At 71.0% G+C, this 19,082-nt stretch carries 18 protein-coding genes and 6 pseudogenes; 17 read left to right on the top strand and 7 right to left on the bottom strand.

The features are described 5' to 3' along the window. The 3 genes and pseudogenes from P8T65_RS43035 to P8T65_RS43045 form a co-directional block, all read right to left on the bottom strand. Positions 1–993, bottom strand: a complete 993-nt coding sequence (locus tag P8T65_RS43035; RefSeq protein WP_316730880.1) for an SCO3242 family prenyltransferase — start codon at positions 991–993, stop codon at positions 1–3. Between the two features lie 83 nt (positions 994–1,076). Then, positions 1,077–1,268 (bottom strand): annotated as a pseudogene (locus P8T65_RS43040) (hypothetical protein); the annotation flags it as partial. 465 nt (positions 1,269–1,733) lie between these two features. Beyond that, a pseudogene (locus P8T65_RS43045) lies at positions 1,734–1,869 on the bottom strand (TetR/AcrR family transcriptional regulator); the annotation flags it as partial. A gap of 152 nt (positions 1,870–2,021) precedes the next feature. Here P8T65_RS43045 and P8T65_RS43050 point away from each other — a divergent pair. From P8T65_RS43050 to P8T65_RS43095, 10 genes and pseudogenes are all read left to right on the top strand, one after another. Next, positions 2,022–3,167 carry a VOC family protein gene (locus P8T65_RS43050; RefSeq protein ID WP_316730881.1) on the top strand — a complete coding sequence of 382 codons (1,146 nt, stop codon included), beginning with the start codon at positions 2,022–2,024 and terminating at the stop codon, positions 3,165–3,167. Between the two features lie 29 nt (positions 3,168–3,196). Continuing rightward, positions 3,197–4,135, top strand: a complete 939-nt coding sequence (locus P8T65_RS43055) for a fumarylacetoacetate hydrolase family protein (RefSeq protein ID WP_316730882.1) — start codon at positions 3,197–3,199, stop codon at positions 4,133–4,135. 12 nt (positions 4,136–4,147) lie between these two features. Next, complete coding sequence (locus P8T65_RS43060) at positions 4,148–5,734, top strand: bifunctional 3-(3-hydroxy-phenyl)propionate/3-hydroxycinnamic acid hydroxylase (RefSeq protein WP_316730883.1); 1,587 nt, start codon at positions 4,148–4,150, stop codon at positions 5,732–5,734. Then, on the top strand, positions 5,734–7,701 hold the full coding sequence (locus P8T65_RS43065; RefSeq protein WP_316731903.1) for an acetoacetate--CoA ligase: 1,968 nt from the start codon (positions 5,734–5,736) through the stop codon (positions 7,699–7,701). The genes P8T65_RS43060 and P8T65_RS43065 overlap by 1 nt, the downstream gene beginning before the upstream one ends. Further along, positions 7,698–8,051 (top strand): DoxX family protein, encoded by a 354-nt coding sequence (locus P8T65_RS43070; protein WP_316730884.1) that lies wholly within the window; start codon positions 7,698–7,700, stop codon positions 8,049–8,051. Before P8T65_RS43065 ends, P8T65_RS43070 begins: the two co-directional genes overlap by 4 nt. 42 nt (positions 8,052–8,093) lie before the next feature. After that, complete coding sequence (locus tag P8T65_RS43075; RefSeq protein ID WP_316731904.1) at positions 8,094–8,486, top strand: cytochrome P450; 393 nt, start codon at positions 8,094–8,096, stop codon at positions 8,484–8,486. Positions 8,487–8,528: 42 nt separating this feature from the next. Then, a complete protein-coding gene (locus P8T65_RS43080) occupies positions 8,529–8,726 on the top strand; it encodes a ferredoxin (RefSeq protein WP_316730885.1) in 198 nt (65 codons plus the stop codon). Next, positions 8,723–9,874 carry an NAD(P)/FAD-dependent oxidoreductase gene (locus P8T65_RS43085; RefSeq protein WP_316730886.1) on the top strand — a complete coding sequence of 384 codons (1,152 nt, stop codon included), beginning with the start codon at positions 8,723–8,725 and terminating at the stop codon, positions 9,872–9,874. Before P8T65_RS43080 ends, P8T65_RS43085 begins: the two co-directional genes overlap by 4 nt. Before the next feature lie 319 nt (positions 9,875–10,193). After that, positions 10,194–10,685 (top strand): annotated as a pseudogene (locus P8T65_RS43090) (aldo/keto reductase); the annotation flags it as partial. After that, on the top strand, positions 10,676–11,398 hold the full coding sequence (locus P8T65_RS43095; RefSeq protein WP_316730887.1) for a FadR/GntR family transcriptional regulator: 723 nt from the start codon (positions 10,676–10,678) through the stop codon (positions 11,396–11,398). The pseudogene P8T65_RS43090 and the gene P8T65_RS43095, both read left to right, overlap by 10 nt. A 437-nt stretch (positions 11,399–11,835) precedes the next feature. Here P8T65_RS43095 and P8T65_RS43105 read toward each other — a convergent pair whose 3' ends face one another. After that, on the bottom strand, positions 11,836–12,729 hold the full coding sequence (locus P8T65_RS43105; protein ID WP_316730888.1) for an expansin EXLX1 family cellulose-binding protein: 894 nt from the start codon (positions 12,727–12,729) through the stop codon (positions 11,836–11,838). On the opposite strand from P8T65_RS43105, the gene P8T65_RS43110 reads away from it, so the two are divergent. The 5 genes and pseudogenes from P8T65_RS43110 to P8T65_RS43130 all read left to right on the top strand — a co-directional run bounded on the left by P8T65_RS43110 (position 12,728) and on the right by P8T65_RS43130 (position 15,368). After that, the gene (locus tag P8T65_RS43110) at positions 12,728–12,877 is read left to right on the top strand and encodes a hypothetical protein (RefSeq protein ID WP_230216564.1); all 150 of its coding nucleotides are present in this window, start codon (positions 12,728–12,730) and stop codon (positions 12,875–12,877) included. The two genes, P8T65_RS43105 and P8T65_RS43110, sit on opposite strands and share 2 nt — an antisense overlap. Before the next feature lie 389 nt (positions 12,878–13,266). Next, a complete protein-coding gene (locus tag P8T65_RS43115) occupies positions 13,267–13,881 on the top strand; it encodes an alpha-L-fucosidase (protein WP_316730889.1) in 615 nt (204 codons plus the stop codon). Beyond that, positions 13,839–14,864 (top strand): annotated as a pseudogene (locus P8T65_RS43120) (alpha-L-fucosidase); the annotation flags it as partial. The gene P8T65_RS43115 and the pseudogene P8T65_RS43120, both read left to right, overlap by 43 nt. Positions 14,865–14,937: 73 nt before the next feature. After that, entirely contained in the window at positions 14,938–15,231 is a 294-nt protein-coding gene (locus tag P8T65_RS43125) for an RICIN domain-containing protein (RefSeq protein WP_316731905.1), read from the top strand. Positions 15,232–15,281: 50 nt separating this feature from the next. Then, the gene (locus P8T65_RS43130; RefSeq protein ID WP_316731906.1) at positions 15,282–15,368 is read left to right on the top strand and encodes an RICIN domain-containing protein; all 87 of its coding nucleotides are present in this window, start codon (positions 15,282–15,284) and stop codon (positions 15,366–15,368) included. A gap of 345 nt (positions 15,369–15,713) precedes the next feature. Here P8T65_RS43130 and P8T65_RS43135 read toward each other — a convergent pair. From P8T65_RS43135 to P8T65_RS43145, 3 genes and pseudogenes are all read right to left on the bottom strand, one after another. Continuing rightward, positions 15,714–15,893, bottom strand: a pseudogene (locus P8T65_RS43135) (transposase family protein); the annotation flags it as partial. A 343-nt stretch (positions 15,894–16,236) separates the two neighbouring features. Then, positions 16,237–16,932, bottom strand: a complete 696-nt coding sequence (locus P8T65_RS43140) for a response regulator transcription factor (protein WP_316730890.1) — start codon at positions 16,930–16,932, stop codon at positions 16,237–16,239. Continuing rightward, positions 16,929–18,065, bottom strand: coding sequence for a sensor histidine kinase (locus tag P8T65_RS43145; RefSeq protein WP_316730891.1), 1,137 nt, complete (start codon positions 18,063–18,065; stop codon positions 16,929–16,931). The genes P8T65_RS43140 and P8T65_RS43145 overlap by 4 nt, the downstream gene beginning before the upstream one ends. Before the next feature lie 213 nt (positions 18,066–18,278). Between P8T65_RS43145 and P8T65_RS43150 the strand changes: the two genes are divergently transcribed. Both P8T65_RS43150 and P8T65_RS43155 read left to right on the top strand, forming a co-directional pair. Further along, positions 18,279–18,881, top strand: a complete 603-nt coding sequence (locus P8T65_RS43150) for a hypothetical protein (protein WP_316730892.1) — start codon at positions 18,279–18,281, stop codon at positions 18,879–18,881. Positions 18,882–18,905: 24 nt separating this feature from the next. Continuing rightward, a pseudogene (locus tag P8T65_RS43155) lies at positions 18,906–19,073 on the top strand (metallophosphoesterase); the annotation flags it as partial. Between the last annotated feature and the right edge of the window lie 9 nt (positions 19,074–19,082).

Genomic DNA, 19,082 nt, shown 5'->3' on the forward strand with positions numbered 1-19,082 from the left:
TCAGGTGGGGGATATGCGCCGGGCGAGCCGCCGCGCGAGGGGGTGGACGACGCCGAGGGCCGCCGCCGCTGCCGTGGCTCCGCTGCGGGCGGTCAACGCCGCCTGCAGGGGCACGAGGCCGAGGATGCCGGCCCCGACGGCCCGTCGGACGTTCTCGCCCGACGGCTCCCGTACGGCACGGGCCTGAGCCGTTCCGTAGCTGCCGAGGTAGGCGAGGGCGCCCGCGGTCACCACGCCGGCCCGGGCGGCGGTGGTGGTGGCGGCAGGCCCCCGGAGTCGCCCGGCACGCCAGGCGAGAGCCGTGCGGGCGGCCGGAAGTGCCGTGGCGAGGGCGGTGGTGGTGGAGGCGGCGAGGGTCGCGGCCGGCAGCCGGGCGGGGGCGCCCGAGATCTCGTGGCGGCTGAGGGCGGTCAGGGTGTAGGTGTGGGCGCCGACCAGCGCGGCGGGGACGGCGCCGCGCAGCAGGGCGGTCCCGGCCCGGGTCGTGCGGTCCGGTCCGCGCCCGGCGGCGAGCGCACCCGCGAGGACGTCGAGGGCGCGCGCCGAGGCCATGGCGGCCGGGCCGGCCGGTGTGGACTTGAGCTTCAGGTCGTAGGCCCAGACGGCGACGGTCAGCGGAAGCGCTCCCAGCAGGCTGCGGCGGCCCCCCGAGGCGGCGGCGAGGGCGAGGCCCCCGGCGGTCAGGGTGCCGGCGACGGCGAGGGCGGTGCGGCGCGGGACACGGCCGGACGGGACGGGGCGCTCGGGGCGCTCGACGGCGTCGACCGTGGCGTCGGCGTAGTCGTTGAGGGCCATGCCGGCCCAGTAGAGGCAGACGGACGAACCCATCACGCCGACCGTCCGCACACCCAGCGGGTGCCTCGCGGCGGCGGCGCCCGCGAGGACGTCACCGGGGACGCTCAACGCGGCCGGGGCCCGGACGAGTTGTGCGAGGTCGGCGAGGCTCACGGCAGGCCGCGAGCGGGAGCCCGGTAACGCTCTCCGATCTTTCATGGCGGCAACTTACCCATGCCACTTGAACATGCACATGGAGAAAGTGTGAAGACCTTTGTCGGCTCGTGATGTTGCTCGGAATGTCACTCGGCGCGCCGGTGAAGGCGGGGTTCCTGTCGCACCGTCTTGGCCGCGTTGTGGCCCGGCCGTGCACCCCGGGTCCCGGCGGGGTCGCGGAGGAGCCGGACGGGCACGGCAGGGTGCGGGGTGGCGTACGGGCACAGCGAGAGCCTGGGGCGGTGCGGCGGGCGGAGGCCGGGGGCGGCGCCGCGTGCGTAGGCGCGGGCCCGCACCCGGATCGGGTGAGTCGTGTCGGTCATGGTCCCTGGCCGGGCCGTCGAGAGGCTGAATCGTCATGGCGGTCAGAAGCCAGGGATGTCGGAGAAGCATCGAGCGCAGGTTGTCGGCCATGGTCAGGAGGGTCGGACGCCCGATCCCCTACTCGCCGGCCACATGCACGCCCCCTCGTCGGACGGACGGCGAGTCGCCGGATCTCGCGAACCGGCATCGCGTGGCTCACGGTCGCCGCCGTGGCGGCCTACCGGCGCAAGGGCGTCGAGCGCCGTCCATGTCGACCAGATCTGGTGCACCGAGTCCGGCCGCTCCGCCGACCGCCACCACGACGACGCTGAACTGCCCGGTCCAGGAGTGCGTGGGGAGCGCGCGTCAGTCGCATCCCATCTCGGCGATGCGGCGGCCGCCACGCGCGCCCGCACCACCGCCTCGGTTGCAGAAGGAGCGAAACCGGCAGCCGCGCGCTCGGCGATCGCCTGGATGTCGGCGCCGACGTCCCCGGTCTCGGCGAGGATCTGCCGGGCTGCGTCGGTGGGCGCGACGAGTCTCGGCACGTCGCCGCTCGAACCGGTTGCCGGGCAGACCGGCGCATGGCGTGCGACGAACCCGCACGCCGGAGCGACGATGGCAGCAGCTCTGATGATTTCATCATTTCCCTGCCGTCAACATCTTGACGGCAGAGATTGTCAAACCTGATGATTTCCTCATTGTGGCGATGTTGCTCGGAGGGCACCATGTCTGAAACCCGCGTCCACGGGCCTGATGTCAAGACGGCCCACCAGGACCTGCACAGTGAACAGGGAGCCCTGCGCGGGGAGCATCCCGGCCGCTCCCGGAACCCGGTGATCAAGGTGGCGGACCTGGCCTGGCTGGAGTTCGAGAAGCCGGACCTGGCGCGGGCCGAGGTCTTCTCCCGGGACTTCGGCTTCCAGGTCGCCGCGCGCACGGAGCGTGCACTATGGCTGCGGGGCACCTTCGCGGGCTCACCGTGCATGGTGATCCGGCGCGGGCGTACCTCCCGTTTCATCGGCCCGGCGTTCCGCGCGGCGGAGCGGGCCGACCTCGACCGGCTGGCGCGCGCCACCGGCTCCGACGTGCGGGACGCGGACGTGCCGGGCGGCGGCAAGGCGGTCGGCCTGCTGGATCCCTCGGGCTTCCCCGTGCGGGTCGTGCACTGCGGCGAACAGCTCCCCGCACTACCGGAACAGCAGCCGCTGCTGCTCAACTTCGGCACCGATCACCGTCGTACGAACGCCACGCAGCGGCCTCCGCGCGAGCCGTCGCGCATCCAGCGCCTGGGCCATGTGGTCCTGGAGACCCGCGTATTCAGCCGGGCCCTGGACTGGTACCTGGACATGCTGGGGATGATCGTGTCCGACTTCCAGTTCCTGGACGGGCAGCGCGAGCGCGGCCCGGTCATGGCGTTCATCCGCTGCGACCTGGGCAGTACGCCGACCGATCACCACACGCTGGCCATGCATCTGGGCCCGGGGACGGGGTACGTCCATTCCGCCTACCAGGTGACCGACCTCGACTCGATCGCCGCCGGCGGCGAATACCTCAAGGAGCGTGGCTACCAGCGCAGTTGGGGCATCGGTCGGCACATCCAGGGCAGCCAGCTCTTCGACTACTGGCGTGACCCCGACCGCTTCATGCTGGAGCACTTCGCCGACGGTGACCTGTTCTCCTGCGACGTCGAACCCGGCTGGGCGCCCATGTCGACCAGCGGTCTGGCGCAGTGGGGCCCGCCCGCCACCCGCGACTTCCTCGGCGCGAGTCCTTCCCCCCAGCGCGTCCGCGACGTCATCGAGGCGCTGCGCGGTGACAACGAGATGGACCCTGCACGCCTACTGGGTCTCCTCAGGGCCGCCACGTCCTGAACCTCCAACCCCCTCACGAAGGTACTGACATGAGCACCAATGTCCTGCGCACCGCCGAAGGCTGGTGGGTGGTCCGCGGCGACCGGGCCATCCCCGTCGACACCAAGGCCGCAACCACCGCCGAGCTGATCGCCGACCGTGACGCCGTACGGGAGGCGGCACTGTCGGCCGACACGGGCACGCCCGTCACCGGCCTGGTCGCCCTCTCACCGGTCACCACCCCCTGCCGGGTCGTCGCCCAGATGGTCAACTACCGCAGCCACGCCCGCGATTCGGGCTTCACCGACGACATCCCGCCCACCTTCTTCCGTAAGGCGTCCGGCTCGGTCAGCGGACCCGGCGACGCCGTCGTCCGTCCCTCACATGTGGAGTTCCTCGACTACGAGATCGAACTCGGGATCGTCATGGGCGCCGCCCTGCCCGTCGGCACCGTGGTCGAGGAGCGCGACCTGCCGTCGTACGTCGCCGGATTGGTGATCACCAACGACGTCAGCGCCCGCGACGTCCAGCTGACCAAGACCCAGTTCTACGAGAGCAAGTCCTACCCCACCTTCACGCCGACCGGCCCGTACCTGGCGCTGCTGGACCCGGAGGACTTCCCCCATCTTCTCGACCTGCGCCTGAAGCTGTCCGTCAACGGCGACCTGCGCCAGGACCGCACTCTCACCGACATGATCGTCCGCCCGGCGCAGGCTCTGACGCTGCTGGCCCGGTTCCAGACCCTCGATGCCGGTGACCTGCTGCTGACCGGCACCCCGGGCGGTACGGCCCTCAAGGCCCCGCCGAAGGCGGTCGAGAAGATCGGCGCGCTGCTGCCGCCCGCCGTGAAGTGGAAGGCGTTCTTCAAGTCCCAGGCGAAGAACCCGCACTACCTGCACACGGGTGACGTGATGACGGCGACGATCGCGACCCCGGACGGCCGGATCGACCTCGGCGAGCAGCGCACCCCCGTCACGGACGCGAAATGAGACCCGAAGCACATGATCGTCGAACGTAATGGGGCTGAAGTGCCCGTGGTGATCATCGGCGCCGGACCGGTGGGCGTGACCGCCGCCCTCCTCCTCGCCCGGCGCGGAATCCGCACCGTCGTCCTCGAACGTCACCAGGGTGTCTACCCGCTCCCGCGCGCCGTCGCCACCGACGACGAGGTCCACCGGATCCTCCAGGCCGCAGGCGTGGGGGAGGAGTTCACCGCGATCTCCCGCCCGGCGAACGGGCTGCGGCTGCTGGACGCCCGGCACCGGGTGATGGCCGAGTTCCGGCGCACCGGGCACGGCCCGCACGGCTATCCGCAGACCAGCATGTTCGACCAGCCCGAGCTGGAACGGCTGCTGCGCGACGCCCTGGCCCGTCACCCGGAATGCGAACTGCGGGACGGCGTGGAGGTCACCGGCGTCGGCCCGGCGATCACGGGCCCCGTGCGCGTGACGTACCGCGACGACGACGGCGAGCACGAGCTGTGGGCCGAGGCGGTCCTCGGCTGCGACGGCGCGAACAGTCTCACCCGCGAGGCCATCGGAGCCGTCTGGGAGGACCTGCGCTTCGAGGAACGCTGGCGCGTCATCGACGTCCGGACGGACGCCGACGTCCGCTGCTGGGAGGGGGTCGACCAGGTCTGCGACCCGGACCGGCCAGCGACGTTCATGCGCGTCGGGGAGGACCGCTACCGCTGGGAGTTCCGGCTGCGCGAGGGGGTGGAGCAGCCGGTTCGCGAGCTGGTCGCCCCGTGGCTGCCGCCCAGGTACGACGAGGACTTCGAGATCGTCCGCGAAGCGCAGTACACCTTCCGGGCACGCCTCGCCGACCGCTGGCGCGGCGGACGGGTCTTCCTCCTCGGCGACGCCGCCCACCTCACCCCGCCGTTCATCGGCCAGGGACTGTGCTCCGGGCTGCGGGACGCCTACAACCTCACCTGGAAGCTGGCCCGCGTCCTCCAGCAGGGCGCTGAGGAGCGAATTCTGGAGACCTACGAGAGTGAGCGCAAGCCGCACGCCCGGCATGTGATCCGCCTCGCGGTCGCCATGGGCTGGGCCATGACCGGTGGCCAGGACAGTGCCGCCGCGATCCGCCGAGGGCTGCTGGCCGCGGCCTGCCGCATGCCCGGGCTCGCAACGGCGGCCGGCCGCGACCTCAGCCCGCCCCTGACCACGGGACCCCTCGTCCGCCGCCGCTTCCGCAAGGGCCGCCTCGCGGGCACGCACTGCCCACAGCCGTGGATCGCCGCCGACGGACGGCGTACCCGCCTCGACGACGTGCTCGGCGACTCCTTCACCATCCTGACCGCCACCGAACCCGGGCCCTCGCTGAACGCCCTCGCCCACGCACTCGGCATCCGGGCGATCGCCGTGAGCGACCTCTGCGACGACGGCACCCTCGCCGCCTGGCTGCGCGCCGGCCGCGCGGACGCCGTACTGCTGCGCCCCGACCGCGTCGTCGTGGACATCGTCCCGGCAGGGGCCCGCGCTTTCACCGGCACCGCGGCCTGGGCGTCCCTCCTGCACACCACCCGCAGCCCCCATCCACCCCGACGGACCGTCGACAACAGTCTGCAGAGGAGTGCCCCATGATGACCGTGCCCGAGCCTTTCACGACGCCTGATCCGCAGGCCGTCGCGGCCAGCCACATCATGGACTTCGCTCGACACGTCGGGATGCCCGAGGCCGACTACGCCACTCTGCACCGCTGGTCGGTCAACGACCTGGAGGGCTTCTGGGGCACCGTCTGGGAGTACTTCGACATCGACGCGGACACCCCGTACGAGCAGGTGCTGGCAGAGCAGCGGATGCCCGGCACCCGCTGGTTCCCCGGCGCGACCCTCAACTACGCCCACCATGCCCTGCGCAACCTCGCCGACGACGCCGTGGCGATCATGGCCTTCGACGAGACCGGCTCCTGCTACGAGGTGACCGCCAGACGCCTGCGCTCCCAGGTCGCCTCCGTCGCCGCCACCCTGCGCGACCTCGGTGTCGGCACGGGCGACCGGGTGGTGGGCTACCTGCCCAACACCCCGCACGCGGTCGTCGCGTTCCTCGCCGCCGCGAGTCTGGGCGCCGTGTGGTCGGTGTGCGGGCAGGACTACGCCCCCCAGGCCGCCACGGACCGCTTCGCCCAGCTCGAACCCACCGTCCTGATAGCCGCCGACGGCTACCTCTTCAACGGAACCACCCACGACCGACGCGATGCCACCCTTGAACTCGCGGGCGCGCTGCCGACATTGAAGGCGACGCTCCTGGTGGACCACGTGGGCCTGCCGTGGCCGTCGAGGACGTACCCGTCGCCGGTGGTCCCATGGGAGGACGCCTCGACCCGCACCGAGACACTCGCCTGCACTCCGGTGCCGTTCGACCACCCGCTGTGGGTCGTTTTCTCCTCCGGCACGACCGGCCTGCCCAAGGGCATTGTGCACGGCCACGGCGGTGTCCTGCTGGAGCACCTCAAGACCTTGGGCCTGCACTCCGACCTAGGTCCGGGCGACCGCTTCCTGTGGTACACCACCACGCACTGGATGATGTGGAACCTGGTTGCCTCCACGCTGCTGACCGGCGCCGCGACCTGCACCTACGACGGCAGCCCGGCGCCCCTCGCCGAGCCCGACATCCTGTGGAAGCTGGCCGCTCGCCACCGGGTGACCGTCTTCGGCACCAGCCCCCAGTACCTGCTGGGCATGGCCAAGTTCGGCATCGACCCGTCCGTCCACGACCTGTCGTCGATCCGGGTGGTCGGCTGCACCGGCTCCGCCCTGCCCGCCTCCGCCTACCCCTGGGTCCGCGAACACGTCGGCGAGAACGTTCTCCTCGCCTCCATCAGCGGCGGCACGGACGTTGTCTCCGGCTTCGCGGGCAGCGCGCCCAACACTCCCGTGTGGGCGGGGGAGTTGTCCGCACCCCACCTGGGTGTCGCGCTGTCCGCCTACGACGCCGAGGGCTTCCCGGTCGTGGATCAGGTCGGCGAGCTGGTCATCACCCGCCCGATGCCGTCGATGCCGCTGTACTTCTGGAACGACCCCGACGGCAGCCGCTACCACGACGCCTACTTCGCGGTGTACCCCGGCGTTTGGCGGCACGGCGACTGGATCACCCTCACCTCTCACGGCTCGGTCGTCGTCCACGGCCGCTCCGACAGCACCCTGAACCGCAACGGTGTACGCCTTGGCAGCGCCGACATCCACGACGTCGCCGAACGCCTTCCCGAGATCGCGGAAGCCCTGGTCATCGGCGCGGAGGAATCCGACGGCGGCTACTGGATGCCCTTGTTCGTGGTTCTCGCCGCCGGGGCCGAACTGGACGACGCTCTCCGCGACCGCATTCGTGAGGCTATCCGCAGCGGTGCCTCACCCCGGCACGTCCCCGACGAGATCCTCGAGGTACCAGGCATCCCCCACACCCGCACCGGCAAGAAGCTCGAAGTCCCCGTCAAACGCCTCCTCCAGGGTGCCCCGGTCGAGCAGGTCGTCAATCTGGCCACCGTGGATGCTCCCGACCTCATCGACCACTACGCCCGTCTGGGCGCCGAACGCAGGAATCGATCAGCATGACGACCGCACACACCACCCTCGCCATCGTCCTGACCCTGGTCTTCCTCCCCCTGGGGCTGGCGAAGATCGCCGCGGTGCCGTTCATGCGGCAGGCAGCCGCGCACCTGGGCATGTCAGCGGGCCTCTACCGCGTCATCGGCACCCTGGAAGTGGCGGGAGCCGTCGGCCTGCTGCTCGGCCTGTTCGCGGCCCCTCTCGGGGTGGCCGCCGCTGCCGGGCTGGCTCTGCTCATGGCCGCTGCCGCGGTGGTTCACCTGCGCCATGGCGACCCGCCCGTGCAGGCCCTGCCTGCCGCCGTACTGGTTCTGACGGCGCTGGCGTACGCCGGGGCGGTGATCGCCGGCGGCTGACGACCCGGGCGGGCGTCGCTTCGAGCGGGCGAGGACCCCGACCTGGTCCCGAAGGCCGTCAACGAGATCGTCCGCTACGAATCCCCCATCCGCGCCTTCTCCCGCACCGCAGCCCATGACACGGAACTCGCGGGCGTCCCCCTCCGCAAGGGCTCCCGGGTGCTGGTCCTCTACGGCTCCGCCAACCGCGACCCGCTGGAGTGGGACGACCCGGACACCTTCGACATCCGCCGCGACGCCGCCCGCCAACTCGGCTTCGGGCAGGGTTCCCACGGCTGCGCGGGCCAGGGCCTGGCGCGCATGGAGACCTCCGCGTTCCTGCGCGCCCTGGTCGAACGCGTCGACCGCATCGAGGTGACCGGCCCACCCGAGTGGGCCCTGAACAACGTCATCCATCGCCTCGAGCGCCTGCCGCTCGAACTCATCCCCGCCTGAGCCCCGCCGCTCGCCCGTTCGAGCACAGCTGAGGACAGCATCATGAAGATCTCCGTCGACCGTCCCCGCTGCGAAGGCCACGGCCTGTGCGCCGACCAGGCCCCCGACGTCTTCAGCCTGGACGACGACGCCGAACTCACCTACCACTTCGAGGACGCCGACGTCCCCGACGAGCATCAGCCCGCCGCCCGCGCGGCCGTGGGCGCTTGCCCGGTCGCCGCCCTGCGAGTCCTGTCGTGACCACACCGCGCTCGGTGCTCATCGTCGGAGAGTCGCTCGCCGGTATCACCGCCGCCCGCCACCTGCGCAGCCTCGGCCACACCGGACCGGTCACGATCATCGGCGACGAGGAGCACGGCGCCTACTCCCGCCCGCCCCTGTCCAAGGCAGTCCTGAAAGACCCGGCCGCGGACCAGACCCTGGGTCTGTCCCTCGACGGGCTCGACATCGAGGTCATCCGCTCGCCCGCCGTCGCCGCCGACACCCGGCGCCGCACCGTCACAACAACCGACGGCCGCCACGTCGGCTACGACGCGCTGATCGTCGCCACCGGCGCGGCCGCCCGCCGGCTCGCCACGCCCGGGCAGCGGGGAGAACTCGTCCTGCGCACCCTGGACGACGCCCGCCTGCTCCGCGCCCGCCTGGCGGACGCCGACTCGGCGATCGTGATCGGCGCCGGCTTCCTCGGCATGGAGGTGGCCAGTGCCTGCGCCGCCCGCGGCATCCCGGTCACCGTCGTGGACGCCGACCGGCCGCTGCGACGTATCCTCGGCGACCACCTGTCCGCCGAGATCACCGCACGTGCCTCAGCACACGGCATCCGCTTCGTGCGGGTCAGCGGCTTCGCCACCCTGACCGGCGACCCCGTGGGCGGCGTGGCGCTCCCGGACGGCACCGAGCTCACCGCCGCCCTGGTGGTCACCTGCGCCGGAGAAGTGCCCTGCGTCGGCTGGCTGGCAGGGACGGGCCTCGCCGACCGCCTCGGTGTCGGTATCGACGATGCCTGCGCCACCACCGTGCCCGGCGTGTTCGCCGCCGGCGACGTCACCTACCTCCGCGGCGACGGCACACGACCCGACCGGCGTGCGCCCTTCTGGTCCAACGCCGTCGCCCAGGGCAGGACGGCGGCGGCCTCGGCCCTCGGTCTCCCGTCGCCGGGACCAGCGCAGGACGACTACTTCTGGACCGACGTCGCCGGTCTCACCGTCAAGATCGTCGGCCGTCTGCCGCTGCTCGGCGAACCCACCACAGTGCAGGGCAGTGTGGCCGACGGACGTGCGCTGCTGACCTGGAGTCATGCAGACGGAACGTCGACGGCGGTCGCCTACGGACTGCGCAAACCGGTCGCCGCGCTGCGGGCCTTGGCCGCCACGTCCTCGCCACCGTGACCGCGGGGGGAGATGAGCGTCGCGACGTAAGGGAGCCACGGGGCGCGGGCACTGGCCCGCAGCCTCGACGCGGACCAGTTCCGGCGAGCTCTGCTCCACCCTTCCGCCGTGTCGGACAAGGGGCAGGGTGCCGAGTGCCCGCGCCCCTGAGGAACGCGTCCGCACGCCGCGCCGGCGCGCGGGGTTCGCGTAACCATGTCGCACTGTCACTCGACGTGCTCGAAGGCCCCGCGTGGACTCGGCGAACCGGTACAGCGGCCGTCGATCCGGTACCGCGGCATGACATCAGAGCGTGCGGCGTCGTTGTGGTGACGCGCCACGGACGGCGGTGCTCGCCCGCTTCCCGCGCGAGACGGCCGTCGGCGTGGTGATGCTCGCCGGTCGCTACGCGCTCCTGGACCAGTCGGAGCCGGACGACACGCTGGCCGCCGCACGGGACCTGGGCAAGAGCGTGGTGGCGCCACCGCGTATCAACTCCGGGCTCCGCTCCCGCGACCGGCCCGCCGAGGGTATGAAGTGCGCCTACCGGGACGCCCCGCCGGAGCTCGTCGCGCGGGCGCTGGAGTTCGCTGAGGTGTGCGAGGTACACGTGGCCACCCTGCCCGCCGCCGCGATCGCCTTCCCGTACACGCATCCCCGTATCATCAACGTCACCCTCGGCATGCGGACTCCGGAACAGGTCGGACGAAACGTGGAACTCCATGATCAGCTCGTCCCCGACGGCCTCTGGGACGATCTCCGCGCTCAGGGGCTGATCAGGTCGGATGTGCTCGCGGGGCACAGTGGGGGGAGGGATGAGCGGTGTCGCTGACGGACAAGGCCATCGACCGGATCCGCGAGCTGATCAGCACCGGCGCCCTGCCGCCGGGCTCGAAGTTGCCTCCGGAGCCTGACCTGGCCGCCCAGCTGGGACTGTCCCGCAACCTCGCCCGGGAGGCCGTCAAGGCGTTGGCCGTGGCGAGGGTCCTGGAGGTCCGGCGGGGCGACGGCACGTATGTGACCAGCCTGCAGCCCAGCCTGCTCCTGGAGGGGCTCGGCGGCGCGGTGGAGTTGCTGCAGGGTGACGCGGTAGCCCTGCAGGACCTGATGGAGGTACGGCGGCTCCTCGAACCGATGGCCACGACACTCGCCGCCACTCGGATCTCCGACGACCAACTGGCCGAGGTGAAGCGGCACCTGGACGCCATGCGCGAGGCCCGCGACGACGTCGAGCGACTCAACGCCCATGACGTAGCCTTCCACCGGGCCGTCGTCTCGGCCACGGGCAACGAGACCCTCCTCGCCCTCCTGGAGGGGATCTCCGGCCGTACCCTGCGCGCCCGCATCTGGCGCGGTCTGGTCGACGGCAAGGCGGCGGACCGCACCGTCGCCGAGCACGAGGCGATCTTCGACGCCCTCGCCAGTCGTGACGCCGCCCTCAGCCAGGCCGCCGCGTTGCTGCACGTGAGCAACACGGAGCAGTGGCTGAGGGAACACCTGCGCGCCGGCGAAGCCCTGCCTTCCGGGACGACCGCGCGGACGTGACGAGCGGGCGTCGTCCGCCCCGTATGACCAACTACCGCAGATTCCTGGGATGTATTTCCCGGCGCCCTCGCCGTCGGCGTCGCGATTGACGCCTTCGCCGTCCGGCTGATCCTCGTTCCGGCGGTCTTCGCCCTCGCCGGGCTACCCGCCTGGTGGCTTCCCGCCTGGCTCGACCGTGTCCTGCTCGCCCTCGACGTCAATGGCGCCGGCCTTGCGAGGGCCGTACCGAAGCACAGCGAGCCTGCCCCGGGAACCCCAGCCGGTCTCCCGAGCCCGCCGCACCCGGCACAGGGGGCGGGCGGCACAGGGGCGCTGGGCCGCCCGCCCCCGGTGCGTTCGCCGGCACGGTCCGGAACAGTCGGCCGCCTGTGTGCGGCCGTCGCCCATGCCGTCGGGACACCGGGGGAGGGCGGCGGTGGCTGGGGCGGGCGGTGGGTTCAGTGTCGGGCGAACTGGACCTGGGTGGGCTGGACGACGTTCGGCCGCACCGTGAGTCCCGAGACGGTGAGCTGTTCGCCGTAGATGTCGGTGATTCTGATCGCTCCGCCGCACCCGCTGCCGTCGGCGGAGATGAAGTAGTTGTAGGCGGTGCGGGGCAGTTGCCGCCAGCCGCCCGCGGTGCGGACCTCCAGACCGGTGACCGGATTCCGGTGGTTGATCGCCTGGATGGCACACCAGTATTGGCTGGACCCGGTCTTGTACCTGAAGGAGATCGTGCCGGCCGTGCTGGGGCTCACCAGGCTCCAGGTGATGGCAAGTCGGCCGAGCTTGAGGTCGGCGAGTTCCGCGAAGGCCTGTTCGCTGAGGTCGATCTGTCCGGGTGCGCAGGGCAGGGGGCACTCGTTGGTGATCCGCACCGTGACGGACTTGCCGTTGGCGGCGCGGACGAGAACGTACGCGCCGCATGCCTTGGACGTCTCGTAGTCGGTGGTGTTCATGGCCGCGACCATGAGGTCGGGGCTCGGGCCGAAGAGACAGGCGCCGTCCCCGACTCCGGCCTTGTAGGCGGTGGCGACGCCCTGGTGGGTCGTGTTGGGCTTGATCCGTCCTGCTGACGGAGGCGTGGTGGACGCCTCCCGCGGGGGCCGCGGGGTGTCCTTGGGCGAGGGCTTGGCTGTCGTGGTGGTCGGGGAGGCCTTCGGGCTGGGGGAGCCGCTCGGGCTCGCCGTGGTGCTCGGAACGCCTGACTCGGCGGCGGTGGCCGCCTTCTTCTGTGTGGTGGCGCGGGGGGAGGCCGCGGCAGGTCCCGCATCCGTGGTGTGGTCGGGTGACGATCCCATGAGCAGGTAGGCGAGAACGCTCACGGCGGTCAACGCCACCGTGGTGCCCATGAAGAGCGTGCGTCTGTGTCTGCGCTGTCGCGCGGCCTGCCTTGGTGTGTTCATTGCCTGTCCGTTTCGGAAGATCGAGCTGGTGTCGCACTACTCGGTGACCGCGGGAAGCGAAAAGGTTGCCGACGATTTCTCGCTGAACGCATGACCCATGACCAGGGCGACACCTGGGCGACCCTGGGGTGCCGAGCAACCCATCGGTCGACGCATGTCACATGCGATCGATGACGCCACTTGCATCGGATGTTTTGCATGCCACCCGGTCGGTTCACGTGCGATGAAGCTGCCCTCACTTGGTGATTTGCCCGTAACTTTGGACGCGCTGCGGCTTCACGCCTATTAATACATCCGATGTCAGTCGAGGGTGTCGGCAGCACGGCGACCGTGCTCCGCTCCTCGGGCCCGGCAGTCGAGTTCGTCCAACCTCTTGAGCCCTCGCCCCCTGCAGCGGCCGAGCCGCTGTCCCACGAAGTCCTCCGGGCATCTGCCACGTTCGCCTTCCACCGGTGCCCTGTCGACACCTCAAGGAGCCGCCTCATGTCCACCTCGCCGCTCAGCAGACGCTCCCTTCTCAAGGCCGCCACCCTCGTCGGAGGAGCCGTCGCCGTCGGGCTGCCGCAGGCCCTGTGGCCCGCCACCGCCTCGGCGTACTCGCTCCCCTCGAAGCTGGACTGGTGGTACCAGGCCAGGTTCGGGATGTTCATCCACTTCGGTTCCTACTCCTACCTCGGCGACGGTGAGTGGGCCTTCAGCGACAAGGGGTGGAGCAAGGCCGACTGGCAGAACCAGGTGACCACGCCGTTCAACCCGACCAACTTCAACGCAGCCCAGATCGCCCAGCTGGCCCAGAACGCCGGCATGAAGTACCGCGTGATCACCGCCAAGCACCACGAGGGCTACGCGATGTGGGACTCCAACGTCGCCGGCTTCAAGGACGTCACCGGCACCAAGCAGTACAACCTGCGCGACTACAACAACTTCCAGCCCGATCTGCTGGCAGAGCTGCGGACCGAGTGCCTGAACCGGGGCATCAAGTTCGGGCTCTACTACTCGATCATGGACTGGAACCACCCCTCCCAGACGTGCACCCCAGCAACTGGTCCACGTCCATGGCCTCCGCGACCGCCCGCACCGGCTACATCAACGACATGAAGGGTCATCTGCAGGAACTGCTGGACCGCTACGACCCGTCCCTCCTGTGGTTCGACGGCGACTGGTGCGACTGGTGCGACTGGTGCGACTGGTGGTCCCAGTCCGACGGCCAGGAACTGGGCGGATTCAACTGGCTGATCGCCCGCAAGCCCGGCCTCGTCATCAACGAACGCATCAGGCGGGACCTCGGTCTCGGCGACTACGCGGTGGCGGAGTTCGGTATCCCCGAGGCGCCGATGGAGAGGGCTTGGGAAGCCTGCGCCACCATGAACTGGGCCTGGGGCTACAACGACGAGAGGGTGCACTACCGCTCGGTCACGACCCACATCCAGGAGTTGGTCACGATCGTCTCCCGTGACGGAAACTACCTGCTCAACATCGGCCCCAAGGGCGACGGCAGCGTGACCCCGGAGTCCGTGAACGTCCTCAACGGCATAGCCTCACCTGTACTACGCCGGTTCCCGCTGGGGCACGAACTACGCCGTGATGGGACTCGCCACGGCCACGAACATCGAGGGTCCCTGGACCGACCAGGGCATGGTCACGGACGTGAACTACCCGATCGACCCCGACGTCGACTGGGGCGCGACGGCCGGCTGTACATCTCCTGGGGCTCCTGGACCGGCTCGGGCATCTGCGTGCACGTCCTGGACGAGTCCACCGGCAAGCTCTCCACGACCGACCACAACCTCTGGCGCATCGCCGTCGACATCGAGAACCCGACGATCATCCTCAGCGGCGGCCACTACTACCTCTTCGGCTCCAAAGGCCTCTGCTGCAGCGGGACCAACAGCAACTACTCCACCGTGGTCGGCCGGTCCACCAGCATCACGGGACCGTACCTCGACCAGAGCGGCACGGACATGGCCACGGGCGGCGGGACCACCGTCCTCACCGGTGCCTACCCGAGGGTGGCCGCCGGCGGTGTCGACGCCTACGACGACGGCACGTCCAAGCACCTCGCCTACCACTACTACGACGGCAACAACGCCGGTCGCGAGACCCTGGACATCCGCCAGGTGACCTTCCAGAACGGCTGGCCGGTCATGGCCGGTCATGGCCGGTCCGCTCGGCGCCCCGAACAACCACCTGCCGAACCGCAACAGCGGCAAGTGCGCGGACGTCTGGTTCGAGAGCACCGCCGATGGGGCAGCGGTGAACTCCGGCAACTGCAACTCCGGCGCCAACCAGCAGTGGGTGCCCACCGCCGTGGGCTCGAACCACCAACTGGTCAACGTCAACAGCGGCAAGTGCCTGCAGATCTCCGGAGCCTCAGGGCCAACGGCGCGGTGGCCGTCCAGTCGACCTGCACCGGAGCCCCGCACCAACTGTGGACGAGGACCGCGGTGATCGGCGGCTACGTCACCTTCACCAACGTCAACAGCGGAAAGTGCCTCCAGGTGGCAGGGGGGTCCACTGCCAACGGGGCGGCCCTGGAGCAGTCGACCTGCGCCTCCGGCGCCAACCAGCAGTGGATGGTCGTCTGAGACGCGCACGCACTCCCCGCGTGACCCATTGCTCCGTGCGGGCCGAGGCGCGTCCCGGCCCGCACGGGGCATACTGCCGTCGGCGTCAGGGAGTCGGCCCAGGACAAGCCTTCGAGCGAAGCGGCCGAGGCGAAAAAATTCTTGATCTCCGCGGCAGCCTTTCGGCCCGGTGGACCACTCGGTGCTGTCCGCTCAGTGGTCCGGTCAGATGCAACGGCTGAAAGAGAGCACACGCATGTCCCTTGAGGGAGAGCCCATCCATGTCCCTCGCCCACCCACGTCATCGGTGCCGTCACGCGCCGGCGGAGGTCGTGTCCCGTATTCGGTGGTCATGGAGGGTGACGATCATCGTTGACGTTGCATGCGGGCGTCAATGAGCTTGTGGGCGTGGGTGATGACGCTCATGCGGTTGGGGCTGATGCGGGATCTGCGGAAGATCTGCCAGGACTTCAGCCGTGTCATGCCTCGTTCGACGGGTGCCCGGGCCGCGGACAGGGCCTGGTTCTCGGTCCGCTCGGTGAGGGTGTTGAAAACTGCCCGGCTTCCGCACCGGCGACGCCCTCGCCTCAGCCGTCCTGACCGCAGCAGCACCACAGCGGATGGCCCTCTACGACCGCCGCGTCCGACACGCCCTCGACCCCCTCTGCCTCCCACTCACCCCGGGATGCTACGGCCGCTACCTCCTCATCCTCGACGACCGCCTCCAACACGGCGGGGCACTCGCCGACGTCCGGACCGGACGCGACATCAACACCGCCCAGTACTGGACCGGCAGACCCGACCCGGCACCAAGCCGCGGAGAGCACACCACCCGGCACCGGCTGGCTGGACCCGCACCGGCGGCTGAGGGCGCCTCGGCAGGCGGGCGTCACAGCAGGCCGAGGTCCCGGGCTCGCACCGCGGCCTGGGTGCGGTCGCGCAGTGCGAGGCGGCCGAGGATGCGGGAGACGTGGTTCTTCACGGTGCCCTCGCTCAGATACAACCGGGCGGCGATCTCCCGGTTGGTGTGCCCGTGCGCCACCAGCCGGAGAATGTCGATCTCGCGTGGGCTGAGCGGGACTTCGGGGCGCGGGCCGGAGGAGGAGGTGGAAGAGGCCGAGGACGTCGAGGAGGCCAGGGAGTCGGTGAGGCGGTGGGCCACCGAGGAGTCGAGCTGGGTGACACCGGCGTGCGCCAGCCGGACCGCCTGGGCGAGGTCGTCCGCCGGCAGGTCCTTGAGGAGGTAACCGCTCGCTCCGGCGCGCAGGGCCTGGACTACGTACTCCTCGTCGTCGAAGGTCGTCAGCATCACCACACGGCATCGCGGCACCCTGCCTCGCAGGACGGCGACCGCCTCGACGCCGTCGAGCTCCGGCATGCGGACGTCCATCAGGACCACGTCGGGTCGCAGTTCGAGCGTCTTGGCCACGGCGTCGCGGCCGTCGACGGCGGTGCCGACGATGTCGATACCCGGCCGGACGGAGAGCAGCGAGGCGATGCCGTCCCGAATGAGCCGCTGATCATCCACGACCAGCACCCGCACAGGCTCCGGCCCCGACCCCGGCCCCGCGGGCTCCCAGCTCATCCCGTCCCTCCCCTGGGCACGGTCACCGTCAGTCGTGTGCCGGCGCCGGGGCTGCTGTCGATGTGTACGGTCCCCGCCACCAGCTGCACCCGTTCCCGCATGCCCAGCAGACCGTACCCCGCGTCGGCCGCGTCGGGGACGAATCCCCGGCCGTCGTCGGCGACGACCAGGAGGGCCCCCTCGTCCGCGAGCCGCAGCGCGACCGTCACCCGGGAGGCCCGGGCGTGCCGACGCGCGTTGGTCACGGCCTCCTGCGCCGCCCGGTACAAGGTGGTCAGCTCGGCCGTCCCGTAGCCGTCCTCCGGGCCGCTCACCTCCACGGTGACCCGCAGCCGCGCATCGCCCTCGCGGGCCAGGGCGGCGAGGTCGGCGGCCAGGGCGGGCCGCGACGCCTCGCCGCGCAGCACCCGCACCGACTGACGTACGTCGGCCAGCGCGAGGGTCACCGAGCGCCGCGCCTCGTCCACGGCCTCCCGGGCCGCCTCGGGATCGTGGGTGCGGAACTCCGACGCCATCTCCAACTGCACGGACATCGCGGTGAGATGATGGCCGAGACTGTCGTGCAGGTCCCGGGCGAGCCGGTTGCGCTCGGCGGCGGCGGACAGCTCCGCGACCCGGTCCGCGTACTCCTCCAGGGCATGCCGGGCGCGCTGTTCGCCGACGGCGACGGCCGCCATGGCGAGCGCCAGCACCAGCCCGACGACCAGCATCAGCAGGTCGTTCACCCGGTCCACGTCCCTGTACCAGCCGGGCGGGCCGACCATGTACGCGGTGAGCAGCCCGGCCGGACACAGCGCGGCCAGCGCCAGCGCGGTCGCCGCGCCGAAGGCGAAGTAGGCGGTGAACGGCAGCAGTACGAACAGGACCTGGGAGAGTCCCGAGGCGTCGAGGAGCACCACCGCACCGATCAGGGCGGCCCGGACCAGCATCACCGGCAGCCGGGCGGCGGGCCACCGCCGGACGGTCTGCTCCAGGGCGAACAGCGCGGCCAGCGCCGCACCGAAGCCGACCGTCCGCCACAGCGGTGGCCCGGGACCGTCGTCCAGGTCCGCCGCGGCGTAGTACAGCCCGCTGACCAGAACCGCGCCGTACAGCAACGGCGCCACCCACCGCACCGGCACACTGCCCGCCATGCGCGCCCCCTCTTCCCTCGCGGTCAGGCTAGGCGCTGTCCGGCGGGGCAACCCGGGGTACGGGGCAAGTGTGGCCGAACGGCACATGCCGACCGGCGGCATGGCCGGTGACCTCCGGTTACCGGTCTCCCCGTTCTTCATCTCCCCCGCCCGGCCGCCGCCTTCCTACGGTTCGAGCCTGATCTGCCCGTCGAGTCAAGGGAGTTGACTCTCATGTCCGCACTGTTCCTGCGTGCCGGTGCCCTGTGCGGGGCACTGTCCGGTCTGCTGATCGCGCTGCCCGCGCTGGTGGAGGCCTTCACCGGTGAGACCGCCACCACAAGCCTGCTCCTCGCCATCGCCCCCGCCTTCGCGCTGCCGCTGCTCACCGCGCTGCACCGGCGGCAGGGCCCGGTCGGCGGACGCTTCGGCGACGTCGCCCATGTGGTCAACCTGGTCGGACTCGGACTGTTCGGCGGGGCCGCCTACGCGGCGAACCTCGTGCTGTTCTACTTCGACGAGGACACGACCAAGGCCACTCTGACCGGCCCCACGATTCCGGCGCTGCTCGGCTCTGCGGCCGTGTTCGCCCTGGGCTGCGCCCTGTTCGGGGCGGCCATGGTCCGCGGCCGGATGTTCCCGAGGGTGCCGTCGTGGGGATACGCCGTCGTCGTACCGCTGTTCGCGTTCCTGACGGGGCTGCCCGACTCGCCGCTCACCAGCGCGCTTCACATCGCGGTCGGCGGGATCCTGCTGTGGCTGTCGGCCGCACTCGGCCGACTGCCCCGCGACACCGCCCGGGCCGAGGCCGTACCGGAACGCGTCAACACCGTTTAAGCGCCAGCCCCTTGCCGTCCTCACCTGGCCCCTCGCTACGGTTCCCCGGCGTCTGAACCCTCACGCGATACCGCAGAAGGCGCCGGCTGGGGCAGGGCGGAACGCGGCGCATATCCCAACCTGATGCCGTCCCGGGTCGAGAAGATCTCCTGGCTCGACCCGAGGACGCTGTGGGCCGCCTGCAACGGCGTGTACTGGCCC

The organism is Streptomyces sp. 11x1, assembly GCF_032598905.1.
Taxonomy (GTDB): Bacteria; Actinomycetota; Actinomycetes; order Streptomycetales; family Streptomycetaceae; genus Streptomyces.